Genomic DNA, 17,449 nt, shown 5'->3' with positions numbered 1-17,449 from the left:
TCGATTTTTATGATATTAATGGCATTCTTATAATAAAAGTACTGCCTTTTCCTTTTTCGCTTTCTACTGATATATGACCTTGATGATCATCTACTATTCTTTTTACATAAGCTAATCCTAGCCCATGACCTTTTACATTATGTACATTTCCGGTGTGTTCTCTATAAAATTTTTCAAACACACGTTTTGCAACAGCCTTACTCATTCCGTTGCCTTGATCTGCTATTTTTACTATTATATTATTTCCTACATTTTCGGTGTAAACATCAATTTTAGGTGCTTCATCCGAATATTTTATGGCATTGTCTAATATGTTTACTAACACATTAGTAAAATGTGTTTCATTTGCTAAAACTGACGCCTGTTCTGCACTCAAATGAGTTTTAACATAACCTTTTCTATCTTCTACAATAAGTTCTACATGTGTTATTGCATCTTCAATTAAGTCGTGTATATCATATCTTTCCTTACTAATATTTAGCTCATTTTTTTCTAACTTAGATATACGTAATACATTTTCTACTTGCGCATGCATCCTTTTATTCTCTTCCTTTATCATTCCTAAATAACGCAGAACCTTTTCTTGGTCATTTAGTATTTTGGGGTTCTTTATAGAGTCTAAAGCTAAATTAATAGTCGCAATTGGTGTTTTAAACTCATGCGTCATATTATTTATAAAGTCCGTTTTAATCTGTGATATTTGCCTTTGCTTAATTAATTGATAAATAGCACTTGTGTATGCGACAATTATAATACTAGTAAATACAATAGAAAGCACTATCATCTTTAAAATAGAAGATAAAAGGTATTTTTTTCTTTCCGGAAATTCTACCCAAAGATTATAACTACTTTCATTATAATTATCTAAAAATATAGGAACTCCACGTGCTTCTGAAGTCATTTCAAAATTTTGAGACATTATTTTAGTCGCTAAATCTTCATCATAAATAGCAAACTCAAAATCTAAATCAATTCCTTCTTTTGTTAGTTCTTTTCTTAATAACGATTCTACTTGTTTTGCAGAAACACGTCTGTAAACTGGTTGGTCTTTTAATAATGTTTTAATGGTTTCTTCATAAACTTGCTTATCTAAATCTCCCAAAGAGGAATACTCTTTTAGACTCGTTTCAGGATCCATTCGTTTTTTACCGTCTATGGTTGTGGTATTGTAATATTCCGTTACACGCTCACTATATAGTTTACTTATATTAAAACTATCTGCATCAATTTCAATGAACATAGATGGTACTTTGTAAAGCTCTTCAAAAACCGTATTACGATGCACTATGGTTTTATCATTAATATCGTCTTCTGCGGTAATTAACAATTGCTTTATGATAGAAGAATTTGCCTTATTTTCATTATTTAAATAAGGTTGTAGTTTCTTTAAATAATCTTTAAACTCATCTTCTTCTATTGAATTAGAAACATAGCTTAAAGATCGTTTTACACTTCTTACAAAATTCTCCTCTTCATTTTCTAAACTATTGTTTATAAAAAACGATTGTACAAAAATAATTCCGAGGAGCGATAAACTCATAAGAACTACCAATAAGACGAATAGCTTTTTGCCCATCAGCCAAATTTAACATTTTAACATTTAGCACAAATTATGTTTAACCTAACGTTAACAAAAGAAAGTGCTCGATTTTTATTTTATTTTTTTAAGAATTTCTTTATGTACGTTTAAGGCTTGTTGTTTAGCTTCGTGCAAATCGTTATTAATAATAACAAAATCTGATTTTTTTATTTTTTCCGCATCAGATAATTGATTATTAATTATTGTTTTCACCTTTTCTTCTGAAGCATTATCACGTTTTATAACACGCTTTATTCTTAAATCTTCATCTGCTACAACGGTGATTATATAATTATATTGACTCTGAAGATTGTTTTCAAAAATAATTGCGGCTTCTTTTATAACATATTCGGCATTTTGCTTGGATACCCATCGTTTAAAATGAGATGCTACTTTAGGATGAACAATAGCATTCATTTTTATTAATAATTCTTTATTATTGAAAATTTTTGATGATAAATAAGGTCTATTTAGTTTCCCATTTTTATAGGCTTCTTCACCAAATAGATGTATTAGTTTTCGCTTAATAACTTTAGAACGATTCATTAATGCTTTAGCTTCCGTATCTGCAATATATACAGGTACTCCTAAGCTTTTAAAAACCTCTAAAATAGTGGTTTTACCACTACCTATTCCTCCTGTAAGACCAACTACTACCATTTTACAACTTTATATAATCGATTCGTTTTTGCTTAATATTAACTCGCTTAACAAAAGATGGCTTCTTTACTATTTTTGGTAATAAATAGGTCTGATTAAAATCTAATTCTTCATAATTACATTCTACTCTAAAATCTTCTGTTTTTACATCATTATATTCTTCTAAATCCACATAAAACGATACACTTACTGTTTTAGGAAAAATATTTATAGTAATATCTTTTGGCTGATTGGTTACAATAACTGGAATTTCCTTAATTCCTTCTGTAAACCTTGCTACACTTCCAGTAACCTTTACATTTTTTGGAAAAACTTCAACCTGCTCTAATGCAGACGTGTTTAAAATTAAAGTTTTATTAATGTTTTGGTTAACATTATCTAGAGCTAATTCTTCTGTAGGTATCGAATAAATAGTATCTACGACTGCAGATGACCCTACAACTTTTACACTATCTATATTAAACTTAAATTCACCTTTTAAATCATAACCAATAGCGTAATTAATATTTTTAACTAGTTCTATAGGTACAACTTTTGATGCTCTTTTAGAAAAAGTAATTAAAAGTGTATCTGGCAAAACAGTTAGTAATTTAAAGGAATTACCCAGCTGCCCTTCTAATAAATATTTGTTTTTTTGAACATCAAAAATAAATTGATTTCCTTTTTTTGTCAAATTATTCTTAGAATTTACTATTAATTCTTTTGAACTATTAAAAAGAAGTGGCACCAAAGAAAAACCTTTAGCTTCAACATAAGCATCAATATAATTAGCTGAGTCATTTTTAATTATAATCTCATCCTCTACATTAATTAATTTTACTTTTACCTTTATGGTTTGCTTATAATCACTAGAAAGTTTAGAAAAAATCAATAAAATAAAGGCTGCTAAAAAAAATAAACTAAAGCGCTTGTAATTTTTATTTTTAAAATAATCTAATATGTTAGAATTAATATTTGATTTCATTTTTTTTAAACTTAGAAAAACAATTGCGGAAATGCTTCCTTTGGGTTTCTTCTTAAAACAACCAATTTAAATGTTGAGATTAAAAACCCTAAACCATAACCAAAAAACTGTATAACAATGGCAAATAAAGCTTGAAAAGCAATTACAATACTTCTATTAAAAATTAAAGCTAAAACAAAGGCTATAATAAAATACAATCCATATAAGTAAATAGGTAAATAACAGTTGAATATCATTAAAAGTAATGAAACAATTAGTCCCAAACTAAATAAAGTTGGAAACCAATACACTAGACTTTTAGATTTTGGATGCCATTGATTAAGTATTGGCCTAACCATGCCAAATTTATTTACTTGTTTATAAAATTTCGTCCAAGAAATACGACGTTTATGATACACATAAGCTTTTTCTATAAGTGCAGTCTTAAAACCGAGTTTATGCAAGCGTAACGATAAATCTGGATCTTCACCAGGATGAATCCTTCCAAATCCGCCAGATGCTATAAATGCTTTTTTAGACAAACCCATATTGAAGCTACGCGGTTGAAAATCCTCTACCTGTTGCTTACCTCCTCTTATTCCTCCTGTAGTAATAAAAGAAGTCATGGCAAAATTTATGGCTTTTTGAAGATTAGTAAATGAACTATGTGCAGCGTCTGGACCTCCAAAACAATCAAAATATTTTTTTTCTAAAAAAGCTTTTACTTCAGCTAAATAATTTGAAGGCATTAATACATCTGAATCCAAAATAATATAATAATTGCCTTTTGCCTTTTGCATCCCATAATTTCGAGAATCTCCAGGACCAGAATTTGGTTTATAATAATAAGAGATATCTAATTTACTTTGAAATTTTTCTACAACATGCTCTGATGTATCAGAAGAACCATCCTCAACTATTACTATTTCAAAGTTATTATCACCATCAAAATTCAAAAAACTACTGAGGAGTTCTTCGATTTCTTCAGGTCTATTATATACAGGAATAATAAAAGAAAAATCTAATGTTTTCATAAGTTACAAAGGTAATTAAACCTAACACAAAAATTAATGCTAAGAGTAGCTTAAATAAAAATTATCTTTAGACTTATATAAAGATAACAGCAGCACATTATTGTTAAAATAAGGAACAAAAAAAGCCGCTAAAAAGCGGCTTTTTAATAATTATTTGGATTAGGCTATTATTGCTTAATCACTTTAATTGTTTTAGTAACATTTGCAATAGTAACTTTTACAAAATAAGTCCCTGTCTGTAACTGAGACATGTCTAATTCACTATCAATAGTATTAGGCATAGCTCTTAATACTTCTTGACCTAGCATATTATACATTGAAACTTGCTCTATTGTATTTTGAGCATTTAAAGTTAATGTATTTTTAACTGGGTTAGGATAGTATGAGAAAGCTGTTTCGTTTTCGAAATTATCAATAGATAATGCTTCTTCAGATTCTGACCAAATTGCCAATGTAAAATCTGATGCTGAAGACGTAGTTGCATAATAATAGAAAACTCTTAAGTAGTAAGTTTCACCAACTACAAAATCAGTACGGCTAATTCTTGGATTACCAAAAGTAACATCATAATCATCACATTCTACAGATACTAAACTACCACATTCTCCACTAAATAGCTCTATTACACCATCAAAATCATCAGTTACATCAATATTAATGTCCGTTGCAGTTGCAACAAAACTAAACCATACATCATCATTTGAAGTTCCTGCACAAGCAGCAACACCTGAATCTGTAGCTGCAGCTATTGAGCCTTGAATTTGAGTTGCAGATGCAAAATCTGCTATTTCATTTTCTACAGTAACAGAAAATGCTCCTAAACAATCATCATTTAAAGGAGGACAATCGTAAACAAAAGATCCTACAAATAAATCACAAGTATTATCTGTACCATGTAAAATATTTAAGTCAACACTAGTACCACTGGTATAAGGACCAACTGTTATAACTCCTAAACCTGAAACAGCATACGTATTTGTGCCATCATAAAGTTCTGGAGTACCATCACCTAAAGCTGTAACATCAACATCTATTGAAAATTGATTATTATCACAATCAGATACAATTGTAGCTGTTGCTTCTGCAGGTGCACAAGATGCTTCAATAATATTAATATCTACATCCATTGTTACACCATAGGTAGAGCTATTACATGGGTCTGTAGCATTAGAATTAGAATCATCTGTTACAATACGCATTCTATGCTGACCTAAATTAGCACCTGCTGGCATAGTAAATGATGCATCTAATGTTGTTGGATTAGCGTTTGTTGATTCACCTGTAAAAACTAAATCTGAAGCATCAAATACTAAATCATCATCAAAATCAATCCAAATATTTGTACCATAAGTATAACCTGTTACAAATGTAATCTGAACATTTGAGTTAATACCAGCAGCCAAATCTACTGGAGAACCAGTAAAATCTTCATATGTAATATCACCACCACTTGCAAAATCTACAGAACCAACTTGAAGATTTGAAATACCATCACCATCATTACTTGAAGGTACTGATGAACAATATCCTGTAAAGAAAGATAACGGACCAACCCAAGGGCTATAACTATCACCACAATTTGCTCTAACATATACTTCATAATCAGTATTAGCAGTTAAAGATTCTATTGTATATGGGTTTGTTACATCGGTAGACGTTGCTGTTCCTGTAACAGATCCACCATTTGTAATATCAACTAATTCAATATCCCAAAGTGTTTCTGAATCTCCAATTGTCCAAGCAATATCTGCTGATGTTGCTGTAAATCCTGTAAGTACTAAATCTGAAGGTTCTAAACAACTAGGAATAGCCTCCCAATTAAAATTATCTACATAAGTGTAATCATACGTTCCAGATGGCACCATTCTTAGAGCAATGTATTCATCAGTACCTGTATAAGTATCAAAATTTACTGAATACTCTGTATGTGTTGAAGTTAACGTAATCGTTTGAAATGCTGTAAATGTACTTGCATCTGTTGGGTCTGTTATAGTACCAACAATAAAATCATTTGCATCAGCATCTCTCGCAGAAAAACGAACTCTATTTAATGTAAAGTCATCACTAAAATTAGGTGATACTAAAATTAATTCTGCATCTGTATCTCCAGAGTTATAGAAACGCATAGAATTCGGATCCGAAACAGCTTGTGTAGTATTTGTAAGCACAGTAGCATATTCTGATGTAGAATTTACAATCGTTGACCAACATGCAGGTACTTCTGAAGAAGAAACTTCATCAAAATTCTCCATATATGGAGCTGCATAAGCAGTACAACCTGTCATAAAAGTATAAGGGCCAGACCATGCGCTCACATCACCTCCACCGCAATCTGCTTGAACATAATAATCATACATTGTTACAGGTGTTAAACCAGTTTTTGTATATGGATTAGAAACACCTAAATCTGTAGCTGTACCTGTTGGCTCAGCTCCTTCTGCTACTACTTCAACATTATATAATGATGCTGTACCATTTTCTGTCCATTCTAAATCTACTTGGTCTGAACCTATTGCTGAAACCAATAAATCTGTAGGTGGAAGACAACTAGGTGCATCGATTACAGTAATTTTATAATCTTCAACTTCACCTCTACCTGAATTAAGTGTACAAGCATCATCACTAGCATCAGCTGAAGGATTAGCATCATTCCAATCTATCATTACTCGCATGTAATAATCACCATTAGCTGTTCCCGTAGGAATTGTAACTGTTCCGGTAAACGGACCATTTCCATAACTTGTAGTATTAAAAACTGTTTCTGTAGCTACATCATAAACATAGTCAGAATTCCAATCTACCCAAATTGCACAACCAACTGTACCTCCTTCAATAGTAACACTGAAATCAAATTGTCCATCCGCAAAACTAGAAACAAAATGAGTATCATAAAAACTCTCATAATGACCAACAGATAAACCAGTTGCAGTATTTGAGATATTATCATCACCTCCTGTTGTAACAAAGTCACTTATTAAAGTTGTAGTATTTGTATTTTCAGAAGAAGGATCACAATAGCACTCGTTAGCACCTGTTGTAAATGACATTTCAGAACAGCCTGTAGAATCGCCTAAATCATTATAAGCTATAACAGTATAATAATAATCTGTACTTAAAGCAGTATTAGAAAGTGTATAAGATGTAGCATTACCTAAATCTGTTGCATTTTCAATATCTGTTCCTCCAGCAGTGGTACCTACAGAAATTTTATATCCTGTTGCTGTGGCCGTTGAATCCCATGTAATTGGAACATCGAAATTTCCGCAACTTGCATCAGCTGAAGCTACAATATTTGTAGGACAATCTGGGGCATTAGCGATAACTTGAGTTACAGATAAATTATCTAAATAAAAATAACTATCTCCACTTTGCCACTCTCCTCTAATTCTAAATTTAAAATCAGAGCCACTTGGCAAACTTGCTGCTGGTATAGTTTCAGAGTATTGCGAACAAGCCGTAGTTTCTGTAACTCCAAAAGACGAAATTGAATTCCAAGCAGCACCATCATCAGTAGAGTATTCTACATAAATAATATAATCAACAGCATTAGTTAAATATGGTCTCGCCAACCATTGAAATTCAACCGTAGTATCTGTTCCGTTTGAACCTCCAACATAATTTGGTGATGTAAAAGAACCATCATTTGATGCTGAACTGAACATGTTATCAGCGATGTTCCCTGATCCTTCACACAAATAAGCTTCAGCTGTACTAGTAAAATAACTTACTTGTGTCCATCCTGCTGGGAAACCAGAATCTAGACTTTCTTGAATAAAAATTTGCGCATTAGATTGCCAACAAAAAGCAACCAACGCAAATAGCATTATTGTAATTTTTTTCATGTAAAATGGATTAAAAGTTAGTAATTCTTTAAAAATATGTTAATTCTTTAGAAGATACGGATGTTTAACTTTCAAATCGATAAAATGTAAAAAATCACGACAAGAAACATCAATTAACATAATAGATAAATTTTAATTGAACTCTATTATTATTAATTATCAAATTTCGGTAAATTCAAAAAAAATAAAAGCCGTTACATTTAAATGAAACGGCTTTTATTTAATATTAAATTTAATAACTTATTGATTCTCTACAAAAGTATCTATCACTGCATCACTTACTCCCATATTACTAAACCCTCCATCATTATAAAGGTTTTGGAGTGTAACACGTTTTGTTAAATCACTAAACAATGTTATGGTGTAATTAGCACAATCCATTGCAGTTGCATTTCCTAAGGGTGACATTTTCTCTGCATATGCTATAAAACCATCAAAACCTTTAACGCCAGAACCAGCTGTAGTTGGCGTTGGTGATTGCGATATAGTATTTACTCTAACATTTTTATCTCTTCCAAAGAAATAACCAAAACTACGAGCAATACTTTCTAAGTAGGCTTTATTATCTGCCATATCATTATAATCTGGAAATACACGTTGTGCAGCCATATAAGTTAAAGCTACAATACTTCCCCATTCATTCATGGCATCTGCCTTATAAAGAGTTTGCATTACTTTATGAAAAGACATTGCAGAAACATCTGTTCCTTTTTGTGTCCATGCATAATTTTGGTCTGTATAATGCTTTCCTTTTCTAACATTAATAGACATACCAATAGAATGCAAAACAAAATCAATTTTACCTCCTAAGATTTCCATAGATTTTTCTACTAAATTCTGCAAATCTTCTTCAGAAGTTGCATCTGCTGGTATAATTTGAGAACCTGTTTTTTCTGCCAATTCATTTATTTGTCCCATTCTCATTGCGACAGGTGCATTTGTTAATACAAAAACTCCTCCTTCTTCGTGTACCCGAACAGCTGTTTTCCAAGCTATGGAATTCTCATCTAATGCTCCAAATATTATTCCTCTTTTTCCTTTTAGTAAATTATATGACATACTTATATATTTTAGTTGGTTTATTTATGGTTGATTTTTTTAATATAACAATCTTAATTTAATAATTGCTTTGCATGAGCCATTGCAGAATCAGTTATATCAAAACCACCCAACATTTGTGCAATTTCTACAATACGTTCTTCTTCATTTAGCTTTTTAAGTTGTGTATGTGTTATATCTTCAATATCCGTTTTAAATACTTTGAAATGCGAGTTACCTTTAGCCGCAATTTGGGGTAAATGTGTTATAGTAAACACTTGCATTTTTCCGCTCATTTGCTTCATAATTTCTCCCATTTTATTTGAAATCTCACCAGAAACACCTGTATCTATTTCATCAAACATTATAGAAGGTAGCTGAATATATTCTGCCAAAATAGATTTTATAGCCAACATTATACGCGAAAGTTCTCCTCCTGAGGCAGATTTTTTTAATTCGTTAAAACTAGACCCTTTATTGGCCATAAACAGAAACTGCAGATTATCTTTTCCATTTTTAGAAAATTTAGCAATAGTTTCTAATTCTACTTTAAATTTAGCATTTGGCATACCTAAATCAGATAGTATTGCTTCTAATTTTGAAACAAATACAGGAATCACCTTTTTCCTTTTTTTATGAATTTTTAAGGCAATTTCATTAAGTTTTTCGTTTAATTTTAAAACTTCTTGTTCTTTTTGAATTATTGTTTCATCTAAACTTTCTGTATTATCAATTTTAGATTGTAAATTATTTTTAATTTCTAATAATTCATTAATATCTACAACGGAATGTTTTTGAAATAAATTATTTATAATTTGAAGTTTACTCCCAACACGTTCTAATTCTTGTGGGTCAGATGATAAATTCTCTTCTAAGTCGTCAAGTTCTACTAATATATCATCGATTTCTATACTAATACTTACCATGCGCTCTCTTAAAGCATCGTATGATTTTCCAAAGTTTGCAATTTTTGACAGCTCTTGTTTAACCAAATTAACTTGATCCACAACACCCAGAGTTTCCGCATTTAATATTGTTTTGGCACTTCCTAATTTTTCTGCTATAATTTCAACATTATTAAGTTCTTCGTATTGTGCTTCTAATTCTTCAATATTTATTTTTTCTAAATTAATTTCATTCAATTCTTTAGATAAAAACAGATTGTAATCGTATTCTTTTATTAATTCGGCTTTAGACTGCTTTAATTCTTCTAATTTCTTTTGAAGTGTTTTATAGTCCGTTAATCGATTTGAAAATTCTTTGAGATTTAATTCATTATCAGCCAAAGCATCAATAACTTTAAACTGATAATCATCTTGTGTTAACTGCTGAGTTTGCTGTTGCGAATGAATATCTATTAGATAACTGCTCAATGCAATTAAGTTTTCTAAATTGGTAGGTGTATCATTAATAAATGCTCTAGATTTTCCTGATGGTAAAATTTCGCGCCTAATAATGGTTTGCACATCGTAATCTAAGTCTAATGCTTTAAACAGCGCTTTTAAATCGTAATTAGCAACATCAAAAACAGCCTCTATTATGCATTTCTCTTTGGTGTTTTTTACCTGACTTAAATCTGCGCGTTTCCCTAAAACTAAAGACAAACCACCTAACAAAATAGATTTACCTGCTCCAGTTTCTCCTGTAATAATGGTTAGACCGTTATTAAACGTTACGTTTAACTCGTCAATTAGGGCGTAATTCTTTATGTAAAGTGATGTTAACAACCGTTTATAATTTAGTAATACAAATTAAGTAATTAAGATTTTAAAATAATAACTAGAAAGAAAAATATTAAGAATTCTTTTATACTACAGCAGTAATATTGTAAAATCTTAATTCTTTATATTTCGCCACTTTTGGGAATACATTGGTGCTATTTTATCTAAAATATCTTTAGCATTAGATATATTAACGTTTGGTCCACCAGAGAGAATATCTGTAATTTCATCTGCCTTTGCATCAAAGAAAACACGCATTAAGAAAGAATTAGGACGAGAATTATGTACCTTTTTTAAATCATTAAAAACAGAAATAATATTGTTTTTCCCTTCCTTTAAGTTTTCATTCATAATATCTAAACCTTCAATATGATATTTATAGATCGCAGAGCGTATACCACTATATGTTGGAGACATTAAACTATTTATTAAGGCAAAACGTGATTGTAAACCATCTTCTAATTTCCAACCTTGACCATTAAGCTGTTGCGAATAATTAGCTATAGTTTGAGCTTGCTCAAAATAATCATCTCCACCATTTAACTCAAAAGAGTCTGCATCCATCCCTAAAATCATATAAACATGGAAAGCTAATACTGAAATTAAATTAGATTCAAACTGTGTCTCATTAAAAACTAAATTTTGAAACTCTAAATATTGAAAGTTAAAATCTTTGTCATTATAATTAAATATTGGCGAACTGTAAGTTGAGTTAAAAATAGGACGAGAAGAAGACACTTGTAAAGAGGCAGAAAACATATCGTTATTGTTTTCTTTCACATTTATAACCATACTACAATTAATAAGCTCATTTTGCTTAAAAGTCTTATCTGTCCATTTTGTATTATTTATAAACTCTGTTAATTGTTTTTCTAAAGTTTTAAAAATTATGTCATTCTCATTGCCTGTTTGCTGAGCAATAACATTAACAGTACAATTTAGTTCTTGAGAAAACCCTACTGCTGAAAATAAAAAAGCAAATAAAAGAATTAATCTACGCATGCGTTTGTTTTAATATTAGTTGCATTAAATCTTTGGCCACATCAGCCTTAGATTTTAATTCATTTTCTATAATGGTGTTAGAAGATGTTATAAATGTAACTTTATTTGTGGATACTCCAAAACCAGCTCCTTTGTCTTGCAATGAATTTAACACAATAAGATCTAAATTCTTAGATTTCAATTTCCCGATTGCATTCTCCATTTCATTATTTGTTTCTAAGGCAAACCCAATTAAAAATTGATTGGTTTTTATCTCTCCGAGTGATTTTAAAATGTCCTTTGTTTTTTCTAACTCAACAGTAAACGTTGAATCCTTCTTTTTTATTTTCTGATCGGATACATTTTTTGGTCTGTAATCAGCAACAGCCGCAGAAAGTATAGCTATATCGGCAGTTTTATAATGTAAATGGACTTTGTTATACATTTCCTCTGCGCTTACCACAGGTATAACAGTTACCAAATTATGTACTATATTTTGATGTGTTGGACCCGTAATTAAAGTCACCTCAGCACCTAAATTTGAAGCTGCCTTTGCAATTTCAAAACCCATTTTACCACTTGAATGATTTCCTATAAAACGTACAGGATCTATAGCCTCGTAAGTAGGACCAGCTGTTATTAAAACCTGCTTTCCTCTTAGCGGTAATTGATTTAAAATATCTTTCTTTATATATGCCAAAATATCTTCTGGTTCTGACATACGACCTTCACCTACCAAACCACTAGCAAGCTCACCTGTTCCTGCAGGTATCAACTTATTACCAAATGAGATTAGTTTTTCAAAAGAACTTTTAGTTGTTTCGTGCAAATACATATCTAAATCCATTGCTGGTGCAAAGTAAACAGGACATTTTGCAGAAAGATAAGTGGCCAATAGTAAATTATCACAAACTCCAGTTGCCATCTTAGCCATTGTATTAGCAGTGGCTGGAGCAATAACAAAGAGGTCTGCCCAAAGTCCTAAATCTACATGACTATTCCATACGCCATTTCCGTCTTTATCATTAACGAAAGAGGAATAAACAGGGTTTTTAGATAAAGTAGAAAGTGTAAGTGGTGTTATAAAATCCTTAGAAGCAGGTGTCATAACGATTTTAACGTTAGCACCTGCTTTTATGAATAATCTGACTAAACTAGCAGATTTATATGCGGCAATACCTGCGGTAATACCTAGTAAAATATTTTTGTCTTTTAAAATAGACATGCTTTTATTTAAGGCTGTGGATCGTCAGTATTTCTGTGATAAATTTTATCATCTAACCATTCTTTAACTGCTAAAGCATGTGGCTTAGGTAATTTCTCATAAAACTTAGAAACTTCAATTTGTTCTTTGTTTTCAAAAATCTCTTCAAGACTATCGTTATAAGTTGCAAACTCTTCTAGTTTATCTATTAACTCACGTCTTATATCTGTATTTATTTGTTCTGCACGCTTAGAAATCACAGAAATTGCTTCATAGATATTATCTGTAGGCGCATCAATTGCGTTTCTGTTATAAGTAACTGTACTTACTGGTGCATCTGTTTTTTTTAAATCCATCATTATAATGTTTTAACTTTATTTGTAGTAAATGTCTTTAATTCTTCTTGTAATCTTTCATTCATTAAATTAGCACTATCTAAATTTGTAGAATTAGGATAGGATTTCTTTAATGCATTGTAATAACTTATGGCTTCTTTAAGTCGATCTTCTTTTAAATAATCTACACTTAAAATCGCTAAATTGTAAGCAGCATCAAGTCTGTAGAAAAATGCTTCACTTCTAAGAGAAGTCCCAGGAAATTCTAATAAAAAATTATTAAATGATTTAATTGAAGCTTTATAATCTTTAATTAAATCATATTGTTTAGCAATTTCGAATGCCTTTTTCTCTAGTTTAAAATCTAATTCTTTTACTAATGTATTTGCTTCTCCTAAATATTGTGAATTAGGGTACGCATTTATAAATAATTGTAATTTTTCAATCGCCTCTAAGGTTTCTTTTTGCTCTTTAGAGTAAACAGGCGAATTAAAATAATAGCCTTTAGCAGATAAAAAAGATGCTTGTTCTAACTTTTCACTTTGAGGATATACATCTGTAAATTTATCTAAGTGATAACTTGCAATGTAATAATCACCTAAATGGTAAGAACACATAGCATGCATAAATGTTATTTTTTCAGCTTGAGGTTTTCCTCTATACTTCTGAAGTATTTGGTCTAGCAACCTATATGATTTTGCCCATTTCTGCGCATCATAAAGCTCTTCTGCCATTTCAAACTTCGCTGCAGTATCGTCAGATTTTAAAGTTTTCTGAAAATCGCTACATGAAACAAATAGAATACTTAATAATAGTATGTATAAACCTTTCTTCATAAATTTTAAACAGGATGCAAAAGTAAGCATTATTAACGGAATTTAAAAACAATTATTATTGGCTAAATTAAGCCTTGTTTCTAGGCAATTCAGGTATTTATATAAAGTTTAACTTTTACCCAATATTTTTAATTCATTTTTAATGGCAGACTTTAACTCATTTGTTGCCTCAACTAGTGGTAAACGTACATGTGGTTTAGATATATTTAACCCTTCTAATACAGCTTTTATACCTGCAGGATTATTCTCCGAAAATATAAGACTTGTAATAGGCATTAATTTAAAATGAATATCATATGCTTCCTTTGCTTTGCGTGCTATACCTAATCTTATCATTTCTGAAAATTCTTTGGGCAAAGCTTGTCCTATTACAGAAATAACACCAGAACCACCAGCTAATGCAACACCAAGAGCTAAATCATCATCTCCAGAAAGCACTAAGAAGTCTTTTGGTTTAGTTCTTAATAATTCTAAATATTGGTGAACGTTATTACCTGCTTCTTTTATTGCAACTATATTTTTAAAATCCTTAGCTAATTGCAATGTGGTCTGAGGCGACATGTTAGATGATGTTCTACCAGGAACATTATATAAAATTATTGGTCTAGGGGAAACCTCAGCAATTGCTTTAAAATGTTGATATATTCCTTCTTGTGTTGGTTTACTATAATAGGGTGAAACAGACAAAATGCCATCTATGCCAGAAAAATCTGTTGCTTTAATTTCTGCTATAACCTTGGCTGTATTGTTTCCTCCTACACCTAAAACCAGTGGTAATCTTCCATTGTTTACTTTAGATATAAAGGCAATAAGTTCTTTTTTTTCTTCTGGCGTTACTGTAACACTCTCTCCTGTAGTTCCGCTAATAACTAAATAATCAGTCGCGTTTTCAATATTATATTCTACAAGACGCTCTAAAGCATCATAATCGATACTTAAATCTGCGTTAAAAGGTGTAATTAATGCTACACCTGTACCTATAAACTTGGTCATTATATCTTTTTTAGTATGTTTAAATATTTCTTTAGTTCTTCTTTAAAAACATTGATTTCCTTTAATTCTACATCTATTATTAAATCGTAAAGTCTTTCATCCTCATTAGATATACCTACTTTAAAAAGAGCTTTAGATGCTGCCGTAATTTGATTCAAGTGTAAAACTTCACTTTTATAAAAAGAAATCATCATGTCAAATGGTTCATTTATAAAAGACTGTAAATCTGTATTTTTTATTTTTCCTTTCCATCCAAAATCTTTTGGACTAAAATGTGTGTTCCATTGATTATGTTCTAACTTATCGTCCATTGTAAAAGCAACTATTTTATTCTTTGGAGAGATTAAGCCTAATGCCTTAAAATAAACTCTAAATACCTCAAACTCATGAAACTCATTAGCATTTAATAATACTGCAACTGTCCTTATTTTATTATTGTTTACAGAAGATTTACGTTCTGCCAATAATTTATTAACATATTTTCGATTTGATTTTTCTTTAAATGCTTTTAAAATCATTTATCTTTAGCCTTTGTGCAAATTTAATAAAAGCACCAACATATTAATATAAACTTTATATAAGTTATTCAATGACTATTAAACACACTTTAAAATTATGTTTTTTGTTACTCATTTTCAGCTGTGCATCGCCAAAAATATCAAAAACTGAAGGCGAACGACTTAATATAGATGAAAAGTTAGAACCTAATGAAGCCGTTGAAGCTTTTATAAAACCATACAGAGAGCACGTTAATAAAGACATGAATAATATCATCTCTTATGCACCTGAAACTTACACGAAATCTGATGGCGATTATAATACAGCTATTGGTAATTTTATGGCAGATGCTGTTTATATGGAAGGTAATCCTATTTTTAATAAAAGAACAGGCAACAACATTGATTTTGTTTTACTAAATCATGGTGGAATACGCTCCATCATCTCAAAAGGAGATATCACTACAAAAACGGCTTTTGAAATTATGCCTTTTGAAAACTCCGTGGTAATTGTAGAATTAAAAGGCGAGCAGGTTAATGAAATGATGCAATACCTGGCTAAAGCCAAACGTGCGCATCCGGTTTCTAATCAGTTGCAATTAACTTTAGACAAAGATGGAAATATTGTATCTGCAACGATTAAAGGAGAACCAATAGACGCCTCTAAAACTTATTTTGTAGCCACCAATGATTATCTATTTAATGGTGGTGATGGCATGGTATTTTTTAGCAAAAATGAAAGTTTACATGTTTTAAACTATAAAATAAGAGATGTATTATTAGACAATTTTAAAAAGAAAGACACCATAAACCCAAAACAAGACAAACGTTTTATTCAGCTTAACGATTAAGAATATGAAAAGAAGACAATTTATACAAAAATCGACAGCTGCTGCTGTTTTAGCTGGTGTTGGCGGACTTAGTTTACAATCATTTGGTTCTAAAACAAAAAAAATAACAATTTTACATACCAATGATGTACATAGCCATATAGATCCTTTTGGACCAGAAGATGGTAGAAATGCTAATAAAGGAGGCGTTGCAAGACGTGCCACTTTAGTTGAATCTATAAGACAAGAAAACCCTAATACCTTATTGTTAGATGCTGGTGATATTTTTCAAGGCACTCCATATTTTAATTATTATGGAGGCGAATTAGAGTTTAAACTAATGAGTATGCTGAAATACGATGTCGCTACTATAGGTAATCATGATTTTGATAATGGTATAGACGGACTGTATGCACAAATTCCTCATGCAGATTTTGAATTCGTTTCTGCAAATTACGATTTCTCAAACACAGTAATGGATACCCATGTTAAGCCGTATAAAATCATCATTAAAGATGGAATAAAAATAGGTGTCTTCGGTTTAGGCATTAAGCTAGAAGGTTTAGTAGACAAAAACATGTATAAAGAAACCGTATATCATGACCCAATAGAAAAAGCACAAGACATGTCTCGTCTTTTAAAAGAAGAAAAAAAATGTGATTTGGTTATTTGCCTTTCTCATATTGGATATGATTATAAAAACAAGCCAAATAAAGTTAGTGATATAAAACTTGCAAGAGCAACTAAAGATATTGACCTCATTATTGGAGGACATACACATACGTTTTTATCCAAACCTACTATAGAAACAAATAGTATTGGTAAAAATGTACTAGTAAACCAAGTAGGTTGTTATGGTTTGTATTTAGGAAAAATAGATTTCTATTTTAATTCAGGTAAGCAAATTAAATCTGAAGGTACTTCTGTAATGGTGTAGATTTTGATTTTAAATCCTA

The 17,449-nt window shown here is 30.6% G+C and carries 15 protein-coding genes; 2 read left to right on the top strand and 13 right to left on the bottom strand.

Annotated elements, in window-relative coordinates:
* Positions 1-7: 7 nt before the first annotated feature.
* The 13 genes from HNV10_RS09210 to HNV10_RS09150 all read right to left on the bottom strand — a co-directional run bounded on the left by HNV10_RS09210 (position 8) and on the right by HNV10_RS09150 (position 15,684).
* Positions 8-1,540 (bottom strand): sensor histidine kinase, encoded by a 1,533-nt coding sequence (locus HNV10_RS09210; RefSeq protein WP_241695488.1) that lies wholly within the window; start codon positions 1,538-1,540, stop codon positions 8-10.
* 111 nt (positions 1,541-1,651) lie between these two features.
* The gene (gene coaE / locus HNV10_RS09205; RefSeq protein ID WP_173301063.1) at positions 1,652-2,239 is read right to left on the bottom strand and encodes a dephospho-CoA kinase; all 588 of its coding nucleotides are present in this window, start codon (positions 2,237-2,239) and stop codon (positions 1,652-1,654) included.
* A 1-nt stretch (position 2,240) separates the two neighbouring features.
* The gene (locus HNV10_RS09200; RefSeq protein ID WP_173301062.1) at positions 2,241-3,203 is read right to left on the bottom strand and encodes a YbbR-like domain-containing protein; all 963 of its coding nucleotides are present in this window, start codon (positions 3,201-3,203) and stop codon (positions 2,241-2,243) included.
* 11 nt (positions 3,204-3,214) lie between these two features.
* A complete protein-coding gene (locus HNV10_RS09195) occupies positions 3,215-4,216 on the bottom strand; it encodes a glycosyltransferase (protein ID WP_173301061.1) in 1,002 nt (333 codons plus the stop codon).
* Between the two features lie 167 nt (positions 4,217-4,383).
* Positions 4,384-8,058, bottom strand: a complete 3,675-nt coding sequence (locus HNV10_RS09190) for a GEVED domain-containing protein (RefSeq protein ID WP_173301060.1) — start codon at positions 8,056-8,058, stop codon at positions 4,384-4,386.
* 240 nt (positions 8,059-8,298) lie between these two features.
* Entirely contained in the window at positions 8,299-9,117 is an 819-nt protein-coding gene (locus tag HNV10_RS09185) for an enoyl-ACP reductase FabI (protein WP_173301059.1), read from the bottom strand.
* A 53-nt stretch (positions 9,118-9,170) separates the two neighbouring features.
* Positions 9,171-10,823: a DNA repair protein RecN gene (gene recN, locus HNV10_RS09180; protein ID WP_173301058.1), complete on the bottom strand. Its 1,653-nt coding sequence runs from the start codon at positions 10,821-10,823 to the stop codon at positions 9,171-9,173.
* 108 nt (positions 10,824-10,931) lie between these two features.
* Positions 10,932-11,819, bottom strand: a complete 888-nt coding sequence (gene porD / locus HNV10_RS09175) for a type IX secretion system protein PorD (RefSeq protein ID WP_173301057.1) — start codon at positions 11,817-11,819, stop codon at positions 10,932-10,934.
* On the bottom strand, positions 11,812-13,023 hold the full coding sequence (gene coaBC / locus HNV10_RS09170) for a bifunctional phosphopantothenoylcysteine decarboxylase/phosphopantothenate--cysteine ligase CoaBC (RefSeq protein WP_173301056.1): 1,212 nt from the start codon (positions 13,021-13,023) through the stop codon (positions 11,812-11,814). Before coaBC ends, porD begins: the two co-directional genes overlap by 8 nt.
* Positions 13,024-13,031: 8 nt before the next feature.
* On the bottom strand, positions 13,032-13,358 hold the full coding sequence (locus tag HNV10_RS09165) for a DNA-directed RNA polymerase subunit omega (protein WP_173301055.1): 327 nt from the start codon (positions 13,356-13,358) through the stop codon (positions 13,032-13,034).
* Positions 13,359-13,360: 2 nt separating this feature from the next.
* Positions 13,361-14,173 carry an outer membrane protein assembly factor BamD gene (locus HNV10_RS09160; RefSeq protein ID WP_241695487.1) on the bottom strand — a complete coding sequence of 271 codons (813 nt, stop codon included), beginning with the start codon at positions 14,171-14,173 and terminating at the stop codon, positions 13,361-13,363.
* A gap of 108 nt (positions 14,174-14,281) precedes the next feature.
* Positions 14,282-15,166 (bottom strand): 4-hydroxy-tetrahydrodipicolinate synthase, encoded by an 885-nt coding sequence (dapA, locus tag HNV10_RS09155; RefSeq protein WP_173301053.1) that lies wholly within the window; start codon positions 15,164-15,166, stop codon positions 14,282-14,284.
* A complete protein-coding gene (locus tag HNV10_RS09150; protein ID WP_173301052.1) occupies positions 15,166-15,684 on the bottom strand; it encodes a DUF6913 domain-containing protein in 519 nt (172 codons plus the stop codon). The genes dapA and HNV10_RS09150 overlap by 1 nt, the downstream gene beginning before the upstream one ends.
* 104 nt (positions 15,685-15,788) lie before the next feature.
* Between HNV10_RS09150 and HNV10_RS09145 the strand changes: the two genes are divergently transcribed.
* Both HNV10_RS09145 and HNV10_RS09140 read left to right on the top strand, forming a co-directional pair.
* On the top strand, positions 15,789-16,514 hold the full coding sequence (locus tag HNV10_RS09145; RefSeq protein ID WP_241695486.1) for a 5'-nucleotidase C-terminal domain-containing protein: 726 nt from the start codon (positions 15,789-15,791) through the stop codon (positions 16,512-16,514).
* Positions 16,515-16,518: 4 nt separating this feature from the next.
* On the top strand, positions 16,519-17,430 hold the full coding sequence (locus HNV10_RS09140; protein ID WP_173301050.1) for a bifunctional metallophosphatase/5'-nucleotidase: 912 nt from the start codon (positions 16,519-16,521) through the stop codon (positions 17,428-17,430).
* The last annotated feature ends 19 nt before the right edge of the window (positions 17,431-17,449 follow it).

It is taken from the genome of Winogradskyella litoriviva, assembly GCF_013249065.1.
In the GTDB taxonomy this organism is placed as follows: Bacteria; Bacteroidota; Bacteroidia; order Flavobacteriales; family Flavobacteriaceae; genus Winogradskyella; species Winogradskyella litoriviva.
The sequence above is the reverse complement of the archived record's forward strand: the minus strand, read 5'-3'. Positions and strand labels throughout refer to the sequence as shown.